The following is a 21,964-nucleotide window of genomic DNA, read 5'->3' as shown; positions in this document are numbered from 1 at the left end:
CAGCGACGGACGTGATTGCCGTCTACTGATAAGTCGCCACGATGTCGGACACGGCGCGCTCGAGCTGCTGTGCGGTGGCGCATTGGCGCACGACAGTGCAGAAGGTCGCATAGCGCGGCATCTCGGAATCACCGAAGCCCCAGGCGAGCCGTCCTTCGGGATTGAGCCAGACCACACGCTTCGAGCGTTCGGAGATGCGGCGCAGGATGTCGGCGCGCGGGTCGAGATTGTTGCTGCGGGCGTCGCCGAGCACGATCACCGTGGTCTGCGGCGTCAGCGTGCTCATGAACTCTTTCTCGAAATCGACGAGCGAAGAGCCGTAGTCGGATGAGCCGAAGCCGACCTTGGACATGATCTCGGCCATCGCCTCTTCCGGCGACTTCTTTTCCAGGATCTCGCTGACCTCGATCAGATGCGAGGAGAAGGCGAAGGAGTGGACGTCGTCGACCACCTCGTGCAGCGAGTGGATCAGGAGCAGGAAGAAATCGGAGACCTGCGCGACCGAGCCGGAGACGTCGCAGATGGCAACGATCTTCGGCCGATCGCGATGCTTGCGCTTCCAGGCGGTGAGGAAGGGCACGCCGCCCCAGGCCGCGTTGCGGCGCAGTGTGCGACGCACATCGAGATGGCCGCGGCGCTGGCGCTTGCGCGGCTTCGAATAGCGCTCGCGCAGGCGCCGCGCGATCTGGCGGATGAGCGCACGCATCTCCGCGACCTGGCGCCGCTCGATGCGGGCGAGCGGGGCATTGCGCAGGATCTCGTTGCGGAGATTTTCGGCCTCCTCGCGGGCATAGAGCGCAAGGCCTTGCGAGACGGTGTCGCGGACTGCTTCTCGCAAAGCGTCCAGCGCGCCGCGCAGACGCTCGGCCAGCGACGGATTGGTTGCGGTGAGCGCGTCGAGATCGTCGCGCAGGCGCTGAAGGCCCATGGCGTCGAGGATGCGGCTGGAAAAGATGCCGCGCTGAGTCGAATAGCGGATGTCGGACAGCGAAGCCGCACCGGAAGCGCTGGCGATGGCGGCTGCGATCGCGTTGCGATCCTGCGACAGCAGCATCTGCGCGAGCGGGCCTAATCCTTCGGAAGGCTGGCCTTCGCCTGCTTCACTGGCCGAGCTTGGTGAGCGGGGCTGATCCGCGTCCTGCGATGCGTCGTCGTTGTCGTCGGCCTCGGGTTGATCCTGCCGCGGCTCTGGTTGGCTGAAGAAGAGATCAAAGCAGTCGCCGAGGGCGAGCTTCTCGTCCTGCGACTTGGCGAGCGTCAGGAGCAGCGCATCGCGCAGGATCGCCCGGTCGGAAAAGCCAACCTGCCTGACCGCGCGCATCGCATCGATGCTTTCGGCGGGCGAGACATGCACGCCGGCACCGCGCGCCGCCCGAAAGAAACGATGGAGGTTCTCGCGCATCGGCTTCAACCGAAGACGTTGGACCGTGCCGCCTTGGCAATGAAGGTCGTAACTTGCGGCGTTGCTGCCTCGATGTCTGCCTCGTACTTCAGGAGCACATTGAGCGTGTCCTTGACGATGTCCGTATCGAGCTCCGAGGCCTGAAGTAGGACCAGGACGCGCGCCCAGTCGATGGTCTCACTGACCGAAGGCAGCTTCTTCAGGTCGAGCGAGCGGATCTCGTGGATGAAGCCGACCATCTGCCGGCGCAGCGCCTGCGAGATGCCGGAGACGCGGCTCTCGACGATGCGTTCTTCGAGCCGCTGCTCGGGGAAGCCGATATGCAGATGCAGGCAGCGCCGCTTCAGGGCGTCGCCGAGGTCACGCTCGCTGTTCGAGGTGAGGATCACCGTCGGCGGCGTGATCGCAGCGACCGTGCCGAGCTCCGGGATCGTGACCTGGAAATCGGAGAGGATTTCCAGCAGCAGCGATTCGAACTCGGCGTCCGACTTGTCGATCTCGTCGATCAGCAGCACGCAGCCGCCCGGCTGCTCCAGCGCCTGGAGCAGTGGTCGGGGCTCGACGAACTCCTTGGAGAAGAAGACATCGCCGAAATCATGGAGCTGCTCTAGCGCCGCGTGCAGCGTCTGCGCACCGCCGAGGACTTCGCCGAGCTTGTCCTTGAGGATCTGGGTGTAGAGAAGCTGCTTGGCGTATTTCCACTCGTAGAGCGCCTTGGCCTCGTCGAGGCCTTCGTAGCATTGCAGGCGGATCATCTTCATGCCGCGCCAGGCCGCAATGGCCTTGGCAAGCTCGGTCTTGCCGACGCCCGCGGGGCCTTCGACCAGGATCGGCTTCTCGATCTGCTGAGACAAATAGACGGCGGTCGCGATCTGCCGGCTCGCGATATAGCCTTGCGCGGCGAGGCCGCTCTCCACTGCCTCGATCGAGGTCGAGGCCTTCTGTTCAGCCACGAAAGGGCGCTCCCAAAGGTCTTGCTTGAGGCTTGTTCTGCCTGCGTTCCCGGCAAAGAACAAGCCTCGTTTGGGAGGCATCAGACCCGCGCGGACGGCGTTTTTTCCGCTTAGCGCAAATACTTGAGGGGGACGCCGACGGCGGTCAGTGCCGCAGCTCCGGCTTGCTGACGGTCTGCCGGACTTCGGCGCCGCAGTCCGCGCATTCATAGACGAAGTCGATCCTGGCAAGGCCCCAATGCGGTTCGACCTCGCGGACGTACATCGGCAGGAACCCCATGCAGGCGGGACAAATTACAGGCGCGATTTCGATATCCTGATGATGCTGTACATAAGCTGGCATCTCGGCTCTCCTTCGCAGGCGACCACCAAACCCCGTGTGAAACCTACCGCTGGGCGCACCATGACCGTCATCAACTCTTTCGAACAGAGGCGGAACTGCGCGCCTTTGTCGTTCGCTGTGACATTCTTGCTACGTCTCTGTACTGTAACGGGCCGACCGAATTCCTATTTCACTGGCCGATCCGTTTTCCACGGACCTTCACTGCAACAATAAGGGAGCAACGCCCATGACGCATGCCATTCGCTTTCACAAGACCGGCGGCCCTGAAGTCCTGGTCTGGGAGGAGGTCAGTGTCGGCAAGCCCGGACCCGGCGAGGCGCGCATCCGTCACACCGCCGTCGGTCTCAACTTCGTCGACATCTACAATCGCTCCGGCGTGTATCCGGCACAATTGCCGAGCGGTCTTGGCAGCGAGGCGGCCGGGATCGTCGAGGAAGTCGGTTCGGGTGTCACCGATCTGAAGCCGGGCGATCGCGTCGCCTATGGTGCCTCGCCGCTCGGTGCCTATTCCGAGGCGCGACTGATCCCGGCCGACCGGCTGTTGAAGCTGCCCGACGGCGTCGACGACAAGACCGCAGCGGCAATGATGCTGAAGGGGCTCACCACCCAATATCTGATCCGGCAGACCTATCGCGTGAAGGCCGGCGACACCATCCTGCTCCATGCCGCGGCCGGCGGCGTCGGTCTCATCTTGAGCCAGTGGGCAAAACATCTCGGCGCGACGGTGATCGGCACCGTCAGCAGCGACGAGAAGGCAAAGCTCGCCAAGGCACATGGCTGCGATCACGTGATCATCTACACGCGCGAGGATTTCGTGAAGCGCGTCGACGAGATCACGGGCGGCAAGAAGGTGCCGGTGGTCTATGATTCCGTCGGCAAGGACACGTTCCTGAAGTCGCTGGATTGTCTTGCGCCGCTCGGTGTTGCCGCACTGTTCGGTGCGTCCTCCGGCGCGGTCGAGCCGCTCAATCTCGGCCTGCTCGCGCAGAAGGGCTCGCTCTACGTCACCCGTCCGACGCTGTTCACCTACGCTGCCAAGCGCGAGGCCCTGGTCGCGATGGCGAACGAGCTGTTCGACGTTGTGAAGTCCGGCGCAGTCAAGATCGAGGTGCACCAGACCTATCCGTTGAAGGACGCCGCCAAGGCGCATGCCGATCTCGCCGCGCGCAAGACCACGGGCTCGACCGTCCTCACGGTGTGATCGCCGGCCGGGCAGTGACGCAGGCCGTTTGGGCCTGCGTCACATTTTCTCGTGCTTGCGCTGGTCGCGGGCGTGATCGAGGCGGATGGCCTGGAGGTCGACTTCTTCAGGTGGAACCTGGGGGAGGGCGGCCTCGGTCAGGATGGCCTCGGTCACGTCCTCGACCGCATTCTCCGCGATTTCGTGGATGAACGAGATGTTTCGGTATTCACCCGAAGCGACGCGGGAGATGACCTCGCGCCTTGTGATTTCGGGATCGACGACCGCCTCGCGTCCGCGCCGCCCATAGTCGATCATCACGACGAAATACTGCATGAAACGATCCTGCCGCGTCCCGTGGCCGGGAGCGCGGCAGAGTATTTCCGAAAAACAGAATCAAGTCAAGGAGGATTTCCAAAAATCGGAAATCGACGCCTATTTGCTCTTCTTGCGAGGGCGTGCCGACTTGGCCCGCAGCCGCTCGAGCTGGCCCTTGGGCATCGACAGGCAGATCTCGCCGACCCACTCGAGCTTGACGCCGACGATCGGCTTGGCGTTGAAGCTGGTGAGGTTGACGACGGAGGGGGACTTGCCCCGCTCGATGGTCTTCAAATAACGCTCGCCGGTCTTGAGCCGGACCACGGCCTCTTCGCCGTAGAAGCTCGACAGCGGATGGCGCTGGTCCTTGTAGACGACGATCACATCGCCGCTCTCGTATTTGGGCAGCATCGAATCGCCGACGATCTCGAAGGCGACGGTCTCTTCCATGATCGGGAACGGCAGCGCGATATCGCCGAGGCCTTCCGGGGGAACCTGTTCATAATCGGGCTCGATCACCGCGCCGGCCCCGACGCGGCCCATGATCGGCGCGAGATTGAGCTCAAGATATTCCATGATCGGAATGATTTCGGACGCCTTCACCAGGCGCTCGCCGCCCAGGATCTCGGACACCGCGCCGGGCCGCACGCCCATGGCCGCCGCCAGGCCGCCCTTGCTCTTGCCCGTCTTCTCCAGGCCCCGCTCGATCATAGCAACGTCCAACATGGTGATTCCCTCGATTGCCCATCGTCCCGCCTCTTGTAATCCGAAATTCGGAATTGATGCAATTATGAATATCAGAATTTTTGCTTGACAGTCGCTTCGGAATAACGGAATGTAGTCTCCGCCTCGCGATCGAGCGATCGGAGGAGGCGCATCACAGGACAACAGCATGGAACCGGGTCATTGGCCGTCGGAGCACTCCGACGCGCTTCGCGACTATTTTCTCAAGGGAATGTCTTATGCGGAGATCGGAAGACAGATAAACGGAAGGTTTGGAACGGCTTACACACGCAACGCGGTGGCCGGCCGCGCCAAGCGGCTGGGACTCGTGGCACCGGCGCGGATCACGAGTCCGTCGATCGTGCCGTCCTTGCCGTCGGGAGCCTGTCTCATCGGGCCGCCCCGTCCGGCGATGCCGAACCTGAACTTGCCACCGAAATCCGCAATGAAGCCCGCGCGGGTCAAGTTGCGCTGTGTCGGCGTCCAGCCCCGCCTGATCGCGCTGGGCGAACTCGGGCGCGACGACTGCCGCTATCCCTATGGTGGCGACAAGGACGGGGAGGGGATCGCCTTCTGCGGCCATCCGCGCCAGCCGGGCTCCAGCTATTGCACGCCGCATGCCCGCCTGACGCGAAAGTCTGAGGCCGCGTCCGTTCGCGCCGCCGGTCCCGTCGTCCTGAGGCTGATCTCTGCCGCCTGACGGGACCGCTATCCGTTCAATTTTGCGAGGAGTATCCGAGTGGCAGGTGCACGACGCAACAAGTCCTACAGATTGACTGGAATCTACGATCGGCGCTCGCGCGAGGTGCCGTTCAACGCCGAGGTGGCGGAGGTCGAGGTCGACAATCCGCTGGCGCTCGATGCCGGCGAGAAGATCGTCGCCGTCCGTTCGGTCCGCGGCGATCCGCTCGGCCGGTTACACGCGCATCACCAGATCGACGAGGCGCAGTATCGCGGCGGGCGCGCCTACCAGAACGACTGGGAGAGGGCGGAGCGCGGGCCCCAGGCGGTGGACCCGACGCGCGAATATGTCGATGGCACGCGCTCGCGCGAGCCCGTCACCGAGGACCAGCGCCAGGCTGTGCTGCGCCTGAACCGGGTCGAGCGCGAACTCGGTACCGATGGCGCCGCGCTGGTCCACGACGTCCTGGTGCTGGGGCTGACCATGGATCAGATCGGGGAGCGGCGCGCTGTTCGTACCCAGCGCTGGAACGACTATTTCGCACGTCGCTTTCGCGAATGCCTGGACCGGCTGGCGCTGATCTACGGCTTTGCGACGGAAGGCCGGGCTCAGCGCTCCAAGCAGCGTTGAGAGTAGTGGCGCGCCTGCGATCTCGCCGCAGGCGCGCCCGGGCCGCTTGTTACGGATGCGGCACGATCTGGTAAGGCGTCGTGTAGGGCTCGACACGGAGAGACGCGTTGGCCAAGAGCCCGATCTTCGCGGTCGGCGCCTGTTGCAATTCACCGTTCGGGCCGCGATGCACGTTGTACTGCCAGACCGTGAGATCTCCCTTCTGCGCCAGCGCGTGCGCAACCGCGCTCGCATCATTGCCGCCGAGCGTCTGGAGTTCCTCCGCCGACAATCCGACGACGATTTCGTCCTTGATGGTGACGATCTTGAACAGATTCATCCTGGTCTCCTGCGCCCATGCGCCTTGTATCGAGAAAGTGAGAAGCGCGACCGCGCCGCCCTTGATGAGATCGCAGCGGGAAAGCATTCTGTCGTCCTTTGGTGCTGAGGCGCGCCCGAATCGAGAAGTCCGTCAGCCATGGCGCCCGTGGTCTGCGTGGCCGCATCGCAACCGCTTGGTCGTTCCACCTTGAACGACGGTTCATTGGCGGAGATATCTTCCGACCGATGAACCCTGGTGCGGGAACCGCGTCCAAGCCGAGCAGCTCAAGGGGCTTCACTGGCGGACGGATCAAGACGCTGCAGGCCGGCTGCAAGGCTCGACGTTCATTTCGCCGACGATACAACCGTCGAGGTGGGACTCGCCAATTGCGTGTATACGCTGAAGAAACTTTAATCTGACCTCATTCACACCGGAAACACGGCGAAACGCCGCACCGATTGACAGCGACCGAGGCTGTGTGCGTGAGTGATGCCGCTTCTTGACGCAGGTGGGTGACGACGGTCCATATTCCTGTTATCCGGAATTGCCGTGCTCCGATGCGGACGAAGCATCGCTACGGTGACGGTTGGGCTTGCCGGAAGGGTTGTTTCTTGACATAATTGCAACCTGTTTGGTTGAGCCAGTCCGTGTGGATATGTGGTTCAGCGTGTTAACCCACCGGGTGCCCCGGCCGAGAGCTCAGGGTCACCATGGCGTCTGGTCATGGTGTTCGGTTCTCGAGCGAGACCTCGACGTCTGATCACGAGGGCCGATGCTTGTCATAGGTGCGAGATGAAAAACCTCAATTTCGCGGCTGAACTGCACCTTAAGCTCGGCGCGCCTGCGAGCAGCACCGTTGAAAGTCTGCGTCTGCTTCGCGCGTTCCTGAAGCTCGCGCCTCGACAGCGTTTCGAGGTCATCAAGCTGGTCGAAGACCTCGGCACCGAAGAGACCCTTCCCGAGCACCCCCTGTCCTGACCCCGGCCGCGCGCCGGCCTTACGCCTCGTCCCTCGATTTCCCGCCGGAGCCGGACCGCCGGGCGACGTTTGTCCCCCAGGCTGCCGCTGGAATGCGGTCCGGCAAGTGTGGTATTCAGTTGGGAAAAACGGGGAGGAGTATGACCATGATCGAACCGAAGCTCGAAGTTCCGGCCGAACTGCGCGACCTGGCCGAAAAGACGATCGATCAGGCGGAACAGGCATTCGGCATGTTTTTCGAAGCTGCCACCAAATCGATGACGTCGGTTCCCGGAGCGGGTACCGAAGTGTCCAAGCAGGCGCTCGCGTTCACCGAGCAGAACATGAAGTCGGCGTTCGAGCACGCGCGCAAGCTCGTGCATGCCACCGACCTTCAGGAAGCGATGCGAATCCAGTCCGACTTCCTGCGCAGCCAGTTCACCAGCGCCGGCGACCACATGCGCCAGATGACCGGCAGTTTCATGCAGCCCGGCAAGGGAAAGTCCTGAGTTCCGGTGTGCGCCGCGTGACCGCAAATTGAACCTGCGTGACGCCGCGCTCAGCCGCAGCACGATCCCGGAAATTGCGAGAGATCGATGCGGGCGATGATCGACCGCAGCAGCTTGCGGGTCGCACGATAGAGATGCCGCGCGATTGCCGGTGTCCTCGCAGCTGGCAGGCCAAGGCCTGCCGTCTCGAGACGTTTCGTATCGAGGCTTTCGATGGTGTGCGACACGTGCCTCTCCGGGACGGTGAGGCCCTTCCTATCGTCGCCAGCCTGGAGCTGCCTTGATCTGCCGCAAACGGGGCCCGGCTAGTAGTCGCCGGGGTTCATGATCATCGGGCTTCTGGTGTCAGCCGGCGCGAGCGAGCTGCTGGCACTGTCACGCAGGAAGCGGTCGAGTGTCGCCTGGATCTTCTCCTTGACCGCATCGGGACCGCGATCGCTCATCTCGGTGTGCTGAGCACCGGTATGGACGATGTCGATGCCGCGCGCTTTGGCCTCTTCAGGCGTCGGCAGCACGCCCGGGTCGGTCTGGAAATGCGGATCCTTGGAGCGGAACGACAGGATCTTCAGGTTGTCGCTGAGCACGAAGGGCACCCGCAAATTGTCGAGCGTGATCACCTTCGACACGATCTCCGGGTGCTGATGGGCGACATACATCGAGACGTCGCCGCCGTTGGAATGGCCGACGAGGGTGATGTGGTCGTAGTCGGTGTTTTCCTGCCGTCGCTTCAGTTCGGCCAGGGTGAAAAGGATGTTGGCCTCGCAGCGGATGTAGACCTCGCGCCGCCCGACATATTGCTGACCGACATGGGTCATCAACGGCGGATCGCTCGGCAGGTCCTGCTGGATGCTGGCAACGAGATAACCGCGCGCCGCGAGCACGTTGGCGAGGAAGGAATACTCGGTCGCCTTGACGGTGTTGCCGTTGCTGATGATGGCGAGCGGGAGCTTCCAGAGCCCGAGATTGGCCTTGGTCTCGTAGTCGCGCCGCACCGCGATTTCGACCGAGATCGGCCGTTGGCGCGAGGCATCGAACAGGGTCAAAACGTCATGTCGGATCGCGAACCGGCTGACCACGAAATACTGGCCGACGCCGAGCACGCAGAGAAAGGCCAGGATTGCAAACACCCTCTTCATGGTTCCGTCCCAATCACTTTCGTCTGAAAATGGTCACTGGAAGCCCCCGGATCGAGCGATCGTGAGCAGGTTACGGGATTAAATTTAGGCAAGTCTGTGAGCAAGGCCGCAAAAGGGCCGCATGCCGGGTGTGATCAAAGCACGGCGGCTAGAGGCGGCCGCCCCTCTCGCGTTCGGGGCAGAGCCGGAATGCGCTCGAGAGGGTGAAGAGGAAGCGCGGGCTGCGGCGCTCGTTGTCTGGCGCCCGGTAGCTGTAGGGGACGGCTACGCCGAGATCGGCTTGAAGATCATCCGGCAGAAAGAACCGCACGCCGGCTCCGGCCGACGTCAGCGACAGGCCGTCGCTCAGGCGGTAACCGTCGTTCCAGACTGCGCCGGCGTCGCCAAAGGCGTAGAGCTGATAGCCGGTCCAGTAGCGGAAATTGAGCTTCTGGTCGAAGCGCAGCTCGAGCGAGCCGGCAAGACCGTTGTCGCCGCTGATCTCGGCTGCGCCATAGCCCCGGCCGAAAGCCGCGCCGCCGAGATAGAATTGCTGCGAAATGAACAGCGGCCGCGATGCCGTCTGGCTGGCGGCGGACAGCTTGAGCGACCAGGCGTCGTTGAGGGTCTGGTAGCGCGTGAACCAGAGGTTCAGGACCGAGAAGTTCGACGCGGCGCCGTCGCGCGACAGCAGATCGTCGTCGAAATGCGAGGCGCCGAAGATGTCGAGACCTTGGCGGTAGGTCAGCGTCGCGAAATTGGTGCCGCCGAAGCGATCCTGCAGCCGGTAATCGGCGGTCAGGCTCGCGGTCCTGATGTGGTCGTTGTACCAGGGGCCGTAAAGATCGTGCTCGGACACGTTGCTGAAGGTCCCGGCCAAGGTCAGCGTCAACGCCGATGATTGCGACATGAAGGGCACGGTGCTTGCCCGCAGCTCGAACGCCTCTGTCGTGGTGATGTCGCTGTCGAGGCGGCGGGCGTCACCCGGCCGGACCGCGCTGTACAGGACGGAAGCGCCGAGGCGCACGCCATCGACGCCGACGGGCGCGTCATAGGATAGTCGCGCAAAGCCAAGCTCACGCGGGTCGTTGGCAATGGTCGACAGGTTGACCACCAGCGTATCGCCGGGCGTGAGGTAGGAGTTGAAAGCGCCGGTCGCGTAGGTCTGCCACGGGCCGACCGACGATGAGCCCAGATTATCCAGGCCGAACGACGAGAAGACGTGCCAGGTTTTCAAATGGACGATGAGACGAAAGCGGCCGGTGGCACCGCCGATCTCCTCGAGCGCGGTGTCGGTGATCCGGATGCCCGGCCCGCTGTTGATGAGGAAGAGCTGACGTTCGAGCGTTGCCAGGCGCGACGGCTGCTCGGCGAGAACCCGGTCCAGCATCGGCCTCACGCCAAACTGCTCGGCACCGTCGCCTTTCAGCTCGGCCTGCACGATGGCGCCTTCAATCACCTGGATCCGGACGCGGCCGTCGGCGATGTCTTGCGGCGGCACGATCGCCCGGCTCAGATGGAAGCCGTCTGCGCGGTAGAGATCGCTGATCGCGCCGGCGATCGCGGCGAGGTTGGCTTGCGAGACATTCTTGCCGAGATAGGGCTGATAGGCTGCGGCGATGCGATCGCGGGGAATGGCTTGGGCGCCGCTGACATCGATCCCGCGTAGCACGAATTGTGGTTTCGTATCCCCGCCTGTGTTGGGCCGGCCGACCGCCGGCAGCGTGACCGGAGGACGGCTCAGCGATTCCTGCTCGCTTTGGTTTTCAAAGTATTTCTCCGGCTGCCGCGGATCGAAGCCGGGCTGGTTCGCCTGTTGAGCGAACGCCTGCGAAATTCCCGTGAAAATCGGTGCCGCCAGCACCAGTGCAACGAGGAGATGCCGCTTCTCAATGCGCGCAGCGAGCTGCTCACCGTAGTTTAACGGAGCGGTGCCCAGGAGCCGGTAAGAGTTCGTTAGCTGCATGATTTTTCTTAGTTTTTTATGGTCAATGATTGGTTAATGCAGCCACTGGACTTGCCGGTTCCCGCTAATTCTCTCTTGAGTGATTTCGGATACGCCTCAGGACTGGCTGTAATGCGGGACTGAGGATCGTGATGCTGGGCAGAGTTGGAATGCGGTGCGCCTTCGTGGCCGCGCTGAGCCTGGGTACGGCCTCGTTCGCATCTGCCGCGGACGATGGCGTCTGGTCAGTCAGCAAGTCCTCGGGTGAGGTCTGGCTTGCCGCCAATGGCGCGCAGCCTGTGTCGTTGACCCAGGAAGGGACGCTGAAGGCCGGTGATACCATTCGCACCGGACGCAACGGACGCGTGCTGCTCGTCCGTGGCGAGGAATCAATCTTGATCTCCCCGAACTCGGTGGTCGGTTTGCCGGCCGAGAAGAAGGAAGGGCTTTCGACCACCATCATCCAGCAGGCGGGTTCGATCCTGCTCGAGGTCGAGAAGCGCAACGTCAAGCATTTCGAGGTCGAGACGCCGTATCTCGCCGCCGTGGTCAAGGGAACGCAATTCAGCGTCACCGTGAATGCTGGCAGCACCAAGGTCGGCGTGCTCCGCGGCCAGGTTGAAGTCTCCGACTTCAAGTCCGGACAGATCGCACGGGTCATGCCGGGACAGGCCGCCACCTCCTTTGAGCACGGCAAGCCCGGCCTCAGCCTGAGTGGTGCCGGGACCTTCAATCCGATCGAGCACGGCAAGCCGCGCGCCTCGACGATCGAGCGAGTCCCTGTGCCGAAATCGGGTCTGTCGGCACCGCGCAATGCGGCGACCGGCCATGCGATCCATGCGCTCGGTCGGATCGACAAGGGGGCCAAGGCGGCCGGCGCGCCGGCGCAATCGCATCAAGCGGCCGGCGGTCAGGCGCCCAAAGGCGGCGTCGTGCGCATCTCCAGTTCGCTCGGCGAGGTCAAGCTGAACGTCCACAAGGTCACGAACGGGCTCGCCCACGGCGCCGTGACAACGGGGCACGTGCGCAACGCGAACGCCAGCACCGAGACGGCGTGGAGCGACACGAAGGCAAGCACGACGACCACGGCCTCCAACAGCTCCAACGTCACGGCGGTTACGGTGAGCGGCAGTGCCCCCGCGGCCAGTGCCACGTCGACGTCGTCAAATACGACGATGACTGTTGCGACCTCCTCTGGTTCGACCAGCGATGTGTCCGGCGGAAGCTCTGGGAGCGGAAGCAGCGGGACTGGCACGACCAGCAACGGAAGCGGTGGCACCGGCAATAATGGCAACGGCAACAGCGGAAACGGGAATAACGGCAACAACGGCAACGGCGATCATGGCCACCACTACGGTTGGTATTGGGGCAGAGGCCATCGCTAGGACCGTGTCGTCGGTATAGGGGAGCGCCTGGCGGCAGGGACCGCCGGTGCAGGGGAGCAAAGTGAAACGCCATCGGCCGCATATTCTTGTCATGATCGCGCTTGCGGTTGTGCTGTCCACGGGGTGGCACGGCGCGCTTCGCAACGCGCTCACCGATCTGCGCTTCGCCTGGCAATCGCGTACGGCCAGCGGCAATGTCGTCGTGGTCGCCATCGACGCTCCCTCGATCGACCAGATCGGGATATGGCCCTGGCCGCGCCGGCTCCACGCGGAGCTGTTGCACAGGCTCGAGGCGGCGGGGGCACAGGACGTCGCCTTCGACGTCGATTTCAGCACACCATCGGATCCGGCCTCAGACGAAGCCCTCGTCACCGCGCTTCGGGAGGTCGGCGGTTCGACGATCCTGCCCTCCTTCAAGCAGCCGACGCCGAATGGTGGCGCGGTTCACATCAACCGTCCACTGAAGCCGTTCAGCAACCAGTCGTGGCCGGCCGTCGTCAATGTCGCGATCGAATCCGACGGGCTGGTGCGCCGCTATCCGGTCGGAGAGAAGCTTGGCGATGCCGTGATGCCGTCGATGGCCGTCGTGCTGGCCGGGCAGGACGCCAATCGGCGGCCACCCTTCCTGATCGATTTCGGCATTCGTGCGGCCTCCATCCCAAGTGTCTCCTATTTTGACGTGCTGCGCGGCGATGCCGCGACCTTGGACAAGCTGAGAGACAAGAAGATCATCGTCGGTGCTACCGCGCTCGAACTGGGCGACCGGTTCAGTGTTCCAAACGGCAAGAGCGTCTCTGGGCCCGTCCTCCAGGCGCTGGCGGCGGAATCGATCCTCCAGAACCGGATGCTGCGCTGGACGTCCGATGTCGGCATGATCATTGGCCTGGGCCTGATCTGCCTGGCGATGATGTATTCGTGGCGCCGTTCCGCACCGGGCGTCCGTGTCACCATCCTCGTCGCCGCAGGAGCGGGCGTGGAACTTGCCGCTGCGCTCGTGCAGGCAAGCTGGCCGCTCATCATCGACACGTCGCTGTTTCACATTGCGATCATTGCCTATCTGACCGCGATTGCGCTCGACGAGATCGATTTCCGTAGTCTCCTGGGGCGTATTGCCGAGAGCCGCTTTCATCGTATCGCGATGTCGCTCGGCGACGGTCTGATCTGCACCGACGAGGATCACCGGATCACGGTGTGGAATCCGGGCGCCAGCGCGATCTTCGGTTACGTGCCGACCGAAATGATCGGGCGTCCGTTCGAAACGCTCTGTGCGGAGCCCGCCGGCGGTGGCGCCAAGGCATTTGCCATGCGCGATGCTGCGCGCCAGGCGCTATTGGTGCCCGGCGGTGCCGTCGTCGTCGAGTTCCAGGGGCGACGGAAGAACGGCGAGACGTTCCCGGTCGAAGCGAGCTTTTCGGGCTGGCAGGGCACGGACGGCTTCCAGTACGGAGCGATCCTGCGCGACATCTCGGTCCGCAAGCGCGAAGCCGAACGCGTCAGGTATCTCGCCGAACATGACGCGTTGACCGGTCTTGCCAACCGCAACATGCTGCATGCGAGCCTCGCCAATCTGATCGCCGCGGCGGAGCGGCGATCGTCCGACGTCGCGCTGCTCGTGCTCGGGCTCGACGGCTTCCAGCAGATCAACGACATGCTTGGACATTCGGCCGGCGACCTCGTGCTGCGGGCCGTCGCGGAGCGCCTCCGGACCAAAGTCGGCGGCAAGGCCGTCGTCGCCCGGCTCAGCGGCGACGAGTTCGCCATCGCGCTTGATTGTACGGAGGCTGGCGAGCCGATTGTGGAGTTTGCCGAGCGGATCGCGCGCGCGTTCGAAGCGCCGCTCGCAACGGGTGCGCGCCAACATCGCGTCAGGATCAGCATCGGCGTCGCCGTCTACCCGGAGGGCGGGCACAACGCCGACGATCTCCTCGGCAATGGTCATCTGGCGCTGAGCAAGGCAAAGATGACGCGGCGCGGCAGCCACGTGATCTTCGAGAGTGCGATCAGGCAAGAGCTGGAGAACCGGCTGACGCTGGAGAGCGAACTGGCGCTTGCCGCGGATCGTGGCGAGTTCGAACTGTTCTACCAGCCACAGGTTCGGCTGGTCGACGGCAGCCTGCTCGGGGCCGAAGCGCTCATCCGCTGGCGGCATCCCGTGCGCGGCTATGTCTCGCCCGGGGAATTCATGCCGGTGGTCAACACCTCGTCCCTGTCCGAGCGGATCGCGAACTGGGTGATGGAGACCGCCTGTCGGCAGGCGCGAGCCTGGGAATTATCCAGAAACAGCGTGCGCGTCGCGATCAACCTCTCGCCGTCGCAGCTCGAGTCCGGCGACCTCGCGCATTCCGTTGCGGCGCTGCTCGCGGAGACGGGGCTCACGCCGTCGCTGCTCGAGCTCGAAGTCACGGAGGATATCCTGCTGCATGACGAAAGCCGCGTGCTCGACATGTTCGAGCGGATCCAGCAGCTCGGCGTCCGCGTTCTGTTCGACGATTTCGGCACGGGCTATGCGAGCCTGAGCTATCTGAAGAAGTTTCCGCTCGACGGGCTCAAGATCGACCGGTCGTTCGTGCTTGACCTGCTCGCCGATTCCGACGACGCCGCGATCGTCGGCTCGACCATCGGTCTCAGCAAGCAGCTCGGGCTCACTGTCGTGGCGGAAGGCATCGAGAACCGTGCCACGGCCGACTTCCTGGTCAGCATGGGATGCGAGGAAGGGCAGGGATATTTCTTCGGCCGGCCGATGCCCGCCGGGGCGTTCGAGAGGCAATTCCTGCCGGCCGAGCTCGAAGCCGTCAGCGCTGCCTAGCTGACTCACGTCACGCGGGCTTCATTGCTAACGCCGGCGGGCGATGGCAACCCCGAACAGGAAGGCGACGAACAGGCTCGCGAGCGGCGCTTCACGTGTGATTGCGGCGACCGTCGAGAGCGGTTTACCCGGCTTTCGAGCTTCGTCGATGACGTGCGTCAAGCGGTCCACAGCGGCGCGCAAGCCTCCCGCGACCTCACCGATCGTATGAGAGACGTCGGTCGCCGCGTCGATGGCGCGCTCGGCCATGCCGGGCTGGGACGGGGGCTGCGGAATTTCGGTGCTCAAATTCGTAAACTCCGCTTCTGACGAAGTGAATGAGGCCGGCACCTTTGGCTATCCGCGCGAGCGCTCGTTTTGAACAGCGGGTCCGAAGACCTTTGGCTATCCGCGACAGGCGCCGTAATGTACGGCGGGTGCCGGCCTTGCAAGAGAAATGCGGCGCGCGGGGTTTTGTTCCGGGGGGCTTCTCTCGCGGCGTCTTTTCACCGAGAAATACCCGTGAAACGACGGGTACGAATCTCTGCTAGGCTGCCACGACCTTGTGGATGTCAGGAGACTGCCGTGACCGATCGGACCATGCCGGATCGAGCCCGGCGCATCGCCTTGCTCGGCGCGCCCATCGACATGGGAGCTTCGCAGCGCGGCACCTTGATGGGCCCTGCGGCGCTGCGCACCGCCGGGCTTGCGGCACTGCTCGAAAGCCTTGATTTCGAAGTTGTCGATTACGGCGATCTCTCCGTGGCGGAGGTCGGGGACCTCGGTGACAGGCCGCCCGAAAAAGCCAACCACTATCGCGAAATCCAGCGCTGGACGCGTCTGCTGAGCCGCAGAGGCCATGAGATCGCGCAGACCGGGGCGTTGCCGATCTTCCTCGGTGGCGATCACACATTGTCGATGGGCTCGGTGAATGCCATGGCGCGCCACTGGCAGGAGCGCGGACGCGAGCTGTTCGTGCTCTGGCTCGACGCCCATGCCGATTACAACACGCCCGAGACGACGATCACCGCCAACATGCACGGCATGTCGGCGGCGTTCTTGTGTGGCGAGCCCGGCCTCGACGGATTGCTCGGCGATGATCCGCGCGCCTCGATTGATCCCGACAGGCTGGACCTGTTCGGCGCGCGTTCGATCGACAAGCTCGAAAGGGAATTGATGCGCACACGCCGGATCAGGGTTGTCGACATGCGCCAGATTGACGAGTTCGGCGTCGCTGTGCTGATCCGGCGCGTCATCGAGCGCGTCAAGGCGTGCGATGGCGTGCTCCACGTCAGCTTCGATGTCGATTTCCTCGATCCGTGCGTGGCGCCGGGAGTCGGCACCACTGTGCCGGGCGGAGCGACCTATCGCGAGGCGCATCTGATCATGGAGCTGCTTCATGATTCCGGCGTCGTGGGATCGGTCGACATCGTCGAGCTCAACCCGTTCCTGGACGAGCGCGGTCGCACCGCGCGCACTGCGGTCGAGCTGATCGGCAGCCTGTTCGGACAACAGATCACCGATCGCCCGACGCCGAGTAACGCGATCGCACCGGGCGAGTGAAACTGGGAGCTGTTTTGCATCGCGGAGAACGGAATGACTGTTGCGGCTGTCTGATCTAGACCAGTCCTGGTCGAAATCGCCTGTTTTTGAAATAGGTGCGGATTGCAAACACCCTTCGCGGAGGGTTTGATGCGGGGCGCGCTTCAGCCGAGGATCCGCAATGAGCAGCACGATAGACGCCGCCGGAAAATCCGCGAGAACAACACGCCGTCGCTTCCTGCAAGGCGGCACCGCGGTGGCGGGCGGCGCCGTTCTGGGCGCTGGTGCGTCGTCCGCGGCGGAGACGGACAACCTTCCGCCCAACATTCCCGAATGGATGAAGGCGCCGGGCGAGCCGATGGGAGCCCAGCCCTATGGCGCGCCGTCACCGTTCGAGAAGGGCGTCGTCAAGAACATCTCGAAGACTCTCAAGCAGTACATATCGGCCTCCAGCCGGACGCCGTTGCAGGAGCTAGACGGCATCATCACGCCGAATGGACTGTTCTACGAGCGGCATCATGGCGGTGTTCCGACCATCGATCCGGCGCAGCATCGGTTGATGCTGCACGGCCTCGTCGAGCGGCCTTTGATCTTCACGATGGACGATCTCAGGCGCTTCCCGTCGGAGTCGCGCATCCACTTCCTCGAATGCTCCGGCAATCCCGGTTACACAAAACCCTATGGCAAGACGGCGTCGGACCTCGTGGGTCTGGTGAGTTGCGCCGAATGGACCGGCGTGAGCCTGAAGCTCGTGCTCCAGGAGGCCGGACTGAAACCCGACGCCAAATGGGTCGTCGCCGAAGGCGCTGACGCCGCCGCGCTGACGCGCAGCATTCCGATCGAGAAATGCCTCGAGGACGCCCTTTTGGTCTACAGCCAGAACGGCGAGCGCTTGCGTCCGCAGCAGGGCTATCCAGTGCGGCTGTTCCTGCCGGGCTTCGAAGGCAATATGAGCGTGAAGTGGCTGCGCCGCCTGCACGTGACCGCGGAGCCCACTTATTCGCGCGAAGAGACCTCGAAATACACCGATCTCTTGCCCGACGGCACGGCGCGCGAGTTTTCCTTCTACATGGAAGCGAAGTCGATCATCACGCGCCCCTCGGGCGGTCATCGCCTGAGCGCGCCCGGCTTCCACGAGATCACCGGCATCGCCTGGAGCGGACATGGCAAGATCAAGCGCGTCGAGGTGTCGGTCGATGACGGCAAGAGCTGGCAGGACGCGCGATTGCAGGAGCCGGTGTTGACGCGCGCCCTCACGCGCTTTCGCCTGCCCTGGCAATGGGACGGCAAGCCGGCCGTGATCCAGAGCCGTGCCGTCGACGAGACCGGCTATGTGCAGCCGACGCTGGCCGAACTGCTCGCTGTGCGCGGCGAGAACTATTTCTACCACAACAACGCGATCTGGCCCTGGCGCATCGCAGCCGACGGCGAGGTGACCAATGCGCTGGCGTGAGAGCTGCGGCGTTGCCGTCGCAATCGCGCTGGGTGCCTTCGCGAGCGAAGCGCAGGCGCAAAGCCCTTATGGCATCGGTCGCCCTGCGACGGCTGCGGAGATCGCGGGCTGGAATATCGATGTCGGACGTGACGGCAGCAATCTGCCGAAGGGAGGCGGTTCGGTCAGCCATGGGCGCGAGGTGTTCGCCCAGCAATGTGCGTCCTGCCATGGCGATAAAGGCGAGGGGGGGCTGGGGGACCGGCTCGTCGGCGGGCAGGGCACGATCGCAACGGCCAGGCCGATCCGCACCGTCGGCAGCTATTGGCCTTATGCACCGACGCTGTTCGATTATATCCGCCGCGCCATGCCGCAGAACGCGCCACAGTCGCTGAGCGACGAGGATGTCTATGCGGTGTCCGCCTATATCCTGAACCTGAACGGGCTGGTGGGAGCGGATGCGACACTCGATGCCAGATCGCTTTCGGCTGTCAAAATGCCGAACCGCGACAGCTTCGTCGGCGACGCGCGCCCGGACGTGAAAAAGTGATCGTATCGGGACGATCAGTTCCGCGCAGTGGCTCGGAACTTGCTTAAGCGAAGGCCGGAACTCACGGGATACGTTTGAGTTAACCCGCGAGAGGAAACAGCACGGGTCCTTCGATGACAACAGATCGCTTCGCAAATTCCATGTCCTCGGCGCTTCGCCATCCCGGCGTGATCGCGCTGATCGTGGCCGGCTTGACGATTGTTGCGATGCTGATCGTCGATCACGGGCCGTGGAACCGCGCCAAGACGCAGCCGGCTCATGTCGCGATGTATGCAACCACGGGCGAGGCTGCACATGCCGCCGGCGCCAGGGTGCTTCCCACCGCCCCGAAGTCGCCGGTCGAGCCGGAACGGCCGGGGCCGAAGACATCTCCGACCGTCAATCCGGTGACGCCGTAATACGGTTCATCAGCGTACCGGCCGTGCCCGCGGCCTTCATCATCGTCGTCGCTTCGCAGATCTTGGCGTCGCAGATCTTAGCGTCGCAGATCTTGGCGTCGCAGATCTCGGCGTCGCGGCCGCCGGTCTGGTCAGCCGATCGCGGACGAGCCGAGCAGTGCGAGGACGGCCAGCGCCATGATCGCGGTGCCGAGCCAGCCCAGCGCGACCAGCCGTGATCGGGCCTTGAAGCGGCCCATGATTGCACGGCTCGAGACGATCAGCATCATCATGGCCATGACCGGCACGGCAACGATGCCGTTGAGCACCGCGCTCCATACCAGCATGTGGATCGAGTCGATGCCGGTGAAGCCGAGACCGAAGCCGATGATGGTTGCGGCCGCGATGATGGTGTAGAAGCCGACCGCTTTTTCCGGCTTTGCCTCCAGCGTGGCGCGCCAGCCGAAAATCTCCGCAACGGCGTAAGCCGCCGAGCCCGCCAGCACCGGGATCGCCAGAAGGCCGGTGCCGATGATGCCGAGCGCGAACAGCGCGAAGGTGAAGTCGCCGGCGAGCGGACGCAGCGCTTCGGCCGCTTCCGTCGCCGAGTTGATCCTGGTGACGCCATTGCCGTTCAGCACGGTCGCCGTGGTCAGGATGATGAAGAAGGCGATGCTGTTGGAGAGCAGCATGCCGACGATGGTGTCAGCCTTGATGCGCGCGATTTCAGGGGCGCCCCCGCTCGGAAGGTCGCGCAGCGGCTTGTCGCGCTTGCCCTGGTTCATCTCCTCGACCTCTTGCGAGGCCTGCCAGAAGAAGAGATAGGGGCTGATGGTGGTGCCGAGCACGGCGACGACCATCAGGAAATAGTCGGCGCTGATCGTCGCCTTCGGCCATACCGCGGCGAGCAACGCGGTGCTCCACGGGATATTCACGGTGAAGGCGGTGGCGACATAGGCGAACAGCGTCAGCGTCAGGAATTTCAGCACCGGCGAATAGCGGCGATAGGGCACGAACACCTGGAGCAGGGTCGAGCCCGCCGCGAAGATCAGGGCGTGCTCGTGATTGAGCCCGCCGATGACCAGCGAGAGCGCCTCCGCCATCGCGGCGATGTCGGCGGCGATGTTGAAGGTGTTGGCGATGACGAGCAGCGAGACGAGCCCCAGCACGATCCAGCGCGGCGCGAGCTGCAGGACGTTGGCGGCGAGCCCTTTGCCGGTGACCCGGCCGATCCGCGCGCTGACGAGCTGAATCGCGATCATGAACGGCAGGGTCAGAAACACCGTCCAGAGCAGCCCGTAGCCGAATTGCGCACCCGCCTGCGAATAGGTGGCGATGCCCGACGGATCGTCGTCGGCCGCGCCGGTGATGAGGCCGGGCCCCAGCCGTTTCAGCAGCCCCGGCCCGGACTTCGCCGAACCTTCGGTGCTGTCGTGCTTGGCGGCGTGCTGTTTCGATCGGTTTGACAGGGCTGACCTTCCGGAATTGCGAAGCGTGCTTTAAGCGCGATCATGGCCGCAAGGTTCCTGCGTCGGCCGGCGCCGCCGTCTGCTGACGCCAATGCTTCGTCATTGCTTTGACACGTCGGGCAAAACACCTGTAGAGTTGTACCATAGCAGAGATCGTCGAGCCCGCACCGTCACCGGTTGCGGGCTCTTCGTTTGCTCCCGTTCAAAACGGTCGCCAGCCTCTCGCGCCAGAGCATGTCGCCGACGGCCGGTCGATCCCTGGACACAGAAGCCGTCGGCAATCAGGCAGCACTTGCTCGACTGTCCGCCGGCGCGCACGAACTGGTTCTCATGCCAGTAGCGCCCGCCGTCCGGCGGGGTTAACGTTGTTGCTCTGATTCGCGCCTTCCGAAAATTTGGAACCAAAGCTGGATGAGCGCGTTGCGGTGCCGCTTGACGGGCCGTTCCAACCCGCCCCGGCAGCAAAGTCACGGTGCGGTGCTGCCTTGCCCAAGGCCGGGCCGCGCGCCGTACGGCAAAGAATTTGCAACGACAAAAGGGGGCACATTTGGCCGCCGATCTGGTTTTCAGAATTGCAATTGCCGGGCTGTTTGTCTTTTCAGCGGTGCTGGCTTCCATGCTGTGGCTGAACGTCTGAGTCTCCGACGTGTGAGCCCCGCCCTGTGAGTCTCGCTCTGCCGCTTGGAACGGCCGGTCCATGGTGGCGTTTTTCTTCCGTGAGGGAGGAAACACAATGGACAGTCTGACGAAGCGCGGGCAGCCGGACCGCAGCAAGATCAACATGCACGAGGCCTATGAGGTCAAGTACTGGACGCACGCGCTCGGCGTATCGAAGGAGGAGCTGCAAAAGGCCGTCGACAAGGTCGGCAATTCGGCCGCCGCCGTCCGCAAGGAATTGGCGACGTAACGCGTCCAACGCATTCGTGCCGAAACGCGTGCTGCTACTTGATGCTGACGAACATGCCCCAGGCGGCGGCCAGCGCGCCGCCGGTGAAGACGACCACCGGGTTGTCGCAGAACGTGCTGCCATAGCTGCACACGTTCGCGCCGAACTGGCCGAGCTCGTGATGGCTCGCGGAGTAGAACAGTCCCGACAGCACCAGCAATGCGGCGGCGACGTAGTACATCGACGGAATCTCCAGCCTGCCCATGCGCCCTCGCAAGGGACATGTCCCAGCATGGCGCGGGGAGATTTCATTTCGCCGAATCCGCTTCGCCGCATTTGGTTAAAGTTTGACCCGTCGGGGAAACGATGTCGTGATTGTCCGTGAGCGGCTGGCGCCAGAACAATGTGAGATAGTTCATATCCGGCGCGTCGCCGGCGTGTTGCCATTCCGATGTGTCCGGCGAAACTTCATTTCTTTCG

At 63.8% G+C, this 21,964-nt stretch carries 24 protein-coding genes; 12 read left to right on the top strand and 12 right to left on the bottom strand.

The features are described from left to right. Positions 1-22: 22 nt before the first annotated feature. From AB7008_RS34930 to AB7008_RS34920, 3 genes are all read right to left on the bottom strand, one after another. Entirely contained in the window at positions 23-1,402 is a 1,380-nt protein-coding gene (locus tag AB7008_RS34930; RefSeq protein ID WP_441260267.1) for a vWA domain-containing protein, read from the bottom strand. Between the two features lie 5 nt (positions 1,403-1,407). After that, on the bottom strand, positions 1,408-2,355 hold the full coding sequence (locus AB7008_RS34925; RefSeq protein WP_028156663.1) for an AAA family ATPase: 948 nt from the start codon (positions 2,353-2,355) through the stop codon (positions 1,408-1,410). A gap of 145 nt (positions 2,356-2,500) precedes the next feature. Continuing rightward, entirely contained in the window at positions 2,501-2,698 is a 198-nt protein-coding gene (locus tag AB7008_RS34920; protein WP_028156662.1) for a hypothetical protein, read from the bottom strand. Between the two features lie 226 nt (positions 2,699-2,924). Here AB7008_RS34920 and AB7008_RS34915 point away from each other — a divergent pair, with 226 nt between their 5' ends. Then, positions 2,925-3,899: a quinone oxidoreductase family protein gene (locus AB7008_RS34915; protein WP_028156661.1), complete on the top strand. Its 975-nt coding sequence runs from the start codon at positions 2,925-2,927 to the stop codon at positions 3,897-3,899. 39 nt (positions 3,900-3,938) lie between these two features. Here the strand turns inward: AB7008_RS34915 and AB7008_RS34910 are convergent, their stop codons facing one another. Beyond that, a complete protein-coding gene (locus AB7008_RS34910) occupies positions 3,939-4,214 on the bottom strand; it encodes a hypothetical protein (RefSeq protein WP_304490729.1) in 276 nt (91 codons plus the stop codon). Positions 4,215-4,313: 99 nt separating this feature from the next. Next, positions 4,314-4,922, bottom strand: coding sequence for a S24 family peptidase (locus AB7008_RS34905; protein WP_028156659.1), 609 nt, complete (start codon positions 4,920-4,922; stop codon positions 4,314-4,316). Between the two features lie 166 nt (positions 4,923-5,088). Here AB7008_RS34905 and AB7008_RS34900 point away from each other — a divergent pair, with 166 nt between their 5' ends. Together AB7008_RS34900 and AB7008_RS34895 are read left to right on the top strand one after the other, a co-directional pair. After that, entirely contained in the window at positions 5,089-5,619 is a 531-nt protein-coding gene (locus tag AB7008_RS34900) for a GcrA family cell cycle regulator (protein WP_028156658.1), read from the top strand. 39 nt (positions 5,620-5,658) lie between these two features. Further along, positions 5,659-6,231 (top strand): hypothetical protein, encoded by a 573-nt coding sequence (locus AB7008_RS34895; protein ID WP_028156657.1) that lies wholly within the window; start codon positions 5,659-5,661, stop codon positions 6,229-6,231. A 49-nt stretch (positions 6,232-6,280) separates the two neighbouring features. Here AB7008_RS34895 and AB7008_RS34890 read toward each other — a convergent pair whose 3' ends face one another. Continuing rightward, on the bottom strand, positions 6,281-6,637 hold the full coding sequence (locus AB7008_RS34890; protein WP_014493703.1) for a hypothetical protein: 357 nt from the start codon (positions 6,635-6,637) through the stop codon (positions 6,281-6,283). Positions 6,638-7,324: 687 nt separating this feature from the next. Here AB7008_RS34890 and AB7008_RS34885 point away from each other — a divergent pair. Continuing rightward, positions 7,325-7,510 carry a hypothetical protein gene (locus AB7008_RS34885; protein WP_014493704.1) on the top strand — a complete coding sequence of 62 codons (186 nt, stop codon included), beginning with the start codon at positions 7,325-7,327 and terminating at the stop codon, positions 7,508-7,510. 146 nt (positions 7,511-7,656) lie between these two features. After that, positions 7,657-7,998 carry a phasin gene (locus AB7008_RS34880; protein ID WP_014493705.1) on the top strand — a complete coding sequence of 114 codons (342 nt, stop codon included), beginning with the start codon at positions 7,657-7,659 and terminating at the stop codon, positions 7,996-7,998. A 50-nt stretch (positions 7,999-8,048) separates the two neighbouring features. Here the strand turns inward: AB7008_RS34880 and AB7008_RS34875 are convergent, their stop codons facing one another. The 3 genes from AB7008_RS34875 to AB7008_RS34865 all read right to left on the bottom strand — a co-directional run bounded on the left by AB7008_RS34875 (position 8,049) and on the right by AB7008_RS34865 (position 11,079). Further along, positions 8,049-8,225 carry a hypothetical protein gene (locus tag AB7008_RS34875; RefSeq protein ID WP_155255968.1) on the bottom strand — a complete coding sequence of 59 codons (177 nt, stop codon included), beginning with the start codon at positions 8,223-8,225 and terminating at the stop codon, positions 8,049-8,051. A 78-nt stretch (positions 8,226-8,303) separates the two neighbouring features. Further along, positions 8,304-9,134: an alpha/beta hydrolase gene (locus AB7008_RS34870; protein WP_028156656.1), complete on the bottom strand. Its 831-nt coding sequence runs from the start codon at positions 9,132-9,134 to the stop codon at positions 8,304-8,306. A gap of 148 nt (positions 9,135-9,282) precedes the next feature. Continuing rightward, positions 9,283-11,079, bottom strand: a complete 1,797-nt coding sequence (locus tag AB7008_RS34865) for a ShlB/FhaC/HecB family hemolysin secretion/activation protein (RefSeq protein WP_304490726.1) — start codon at positions 11,077-11,079, stop codon at positions 9,283-9,285. A gap of 131 nt (positions 11,080-11,210) precedes the next feature. Here AB7008_RS34865 and AB7008_RS34860 point away from each other — a divergent pair, with 131 nt between their 5' ends. Both AB7008_RS34860 and AB7008_RS34855 read left to right on the top strand, forming a co-directional pair. Next, positions 11,211-12,443, top strand: a complete 1,233-nt coding sequence (locus tag AB7008_RS34860) for a FecR family protein (protein ID WP_304490725.1) — start codon at positions 11,211-11,213, stop codon at positions 12,441-12,443. 61 nt (positions 12,444-12,504) lie between these two features. Further along, complete coding sequence (locus AB7008_RS34855) at positions 12,505-15,249, top strand: EAL domain-containing protein (protein WP_304490724.1); 2,745 nt, start codon at positions 12,505-12,507, stop codon at positions 15,247-15,249. A 27-nt stretch (positions 15,250-15,276) separates the two neighbouring features. Here the strand turns inward: AB7008_RS34855 and AB7008_RS34850 are convergent, their stop codons facing one another. Further along, the gene (locus AB7008_RS34850) at positions 15,277-15,537 is read right to left on the bottom strand and encodes a hypothetical protein (RefSeq protein ID WP_092191058.1); all 261 of its coding nucleotides are present in this window, start codon (positions 15,535-15,537) and stop codon (positions 15,277-15,279) included. Positions 15,538-15,813: 276 nt separating this feature from the next. On the opposite strand from AB7008_RS34850, the gene rocF reads away from it, so the two are divergent. The 4 genes from rocF (at position 15,814) to AB7008_RS34830 (ending at position 19,150) form a co-directional block, all read left to right on the top strand. Further along, a complete protein-coding gene (gene rocF / locus AB7008_RS34845) occupies positions 15,814-16,791 on the top strand; it encodes an arginase (protein WP_039152647.1) in 978 nt (325 codons plus the stop codon). 160 nt (positions 16,792-16,951) lie between these two features. Continuing rightward, positions 16,952-18,223 carry a sulfite dehydrogenase gene (gene soxC, locus AB7008_RS34840; protein WP_039152645.1) on the top strand — a complete coding sequence of 424 codons (1,272 nt, stop codon included), beginning with the start codon at positions 16,952-16,954 and terminating at the stop codon, positions 18,221-18,223. After that, on the top strand, positions 18,210-18,752 hold the full coding sequence (locus AB7008_RS34835) for a c-type cytochrome (protein WP_039152642.1): 543 nt from the start codon (positions 18,210-18,212) through the stop codon (positions 18,750-18,752). Before soxC ends, AB7008_RS34835 begins: the two co-directional genes overlap by 14 nt. Positions 18,753-18,865: 113 nt before the next feature. Then, positions 18,866-19,150: a hypothetical protein gene (locus AB7008_RS34830; protein ID WP_028156648.1), complete on the top strand. Its 285-nt coding sequence runs from the start codon at positions 18,866-18,868 to the stop codon at positions 19,148-19,150. A gap of 131 nt (positions 19,151-19,281) precedes the next feature. On the opposite strand, the gene AB7008_RS34825 is transcribed toward AB7008_RS34830, so the two are convergent. Further along, positions 19,282-20,598: an NRAMP family divalent metal transporter gene (locus tag AB7008_RS34825; RefSeq protein ID WP_049826287.1), complete on the bottom strand. Its 1,317-nt coding sequence runs from the start codon at positions 20,596-20,598 to the stop codon at positions 19,282-19,284. A gap of 733 nt (positions 20,599-21,331) precedes the next feature. Between AB7008_RS34825 and AB7008_RS34820 the strand changes: the two genes are divergently transcribed. Next, on the top strand, positions 21,332-21,505 hold the full coding sequence (locus AB7008_RS34820) for a DUF3606 domain-containing protein (RefSeq protein WP_080703974.1): 174 nt from the start codon (positions 21,332-21,334) through the stop codon (positions 21,503-21,505). 34 nt (positions 21,506-21,539) lie between these two features. Here the strand turns inward: AB7008_RS34820 and AB7008_RS34815 are convergent, their stop codons facing one another. Further along, positions 21,540-21,725: a hypothetical protein gene (locus tag AB7008_RS34815; protein ID WP_014493715.1), complete on the bottom strand. Its 186-nt coding sequence runs from the start codon at positions 21,723-21,725 to the stop codon at positions 21,540-21,542. Between the last annotated feature and the right edge of the window lie 239 nt (positions 21,726-21,964).

It is taken from the genome of Bradyrhizobium sp. 521_C7_N1_3 (assembly GCF_052075975.1).
Classification (GTDB): domain Bacteria; phylum Pseudomonadota; class Alphaproteobacteria; order Rhizobiales; family Xanthobacteraceae; genus Bradyrhizobium; species Bradyrhizobium japonicum.
Note: the sequence above shows the minus strand (reverse complement) of the source record. Positions and strands in the feature narration are given on the sequence as shown.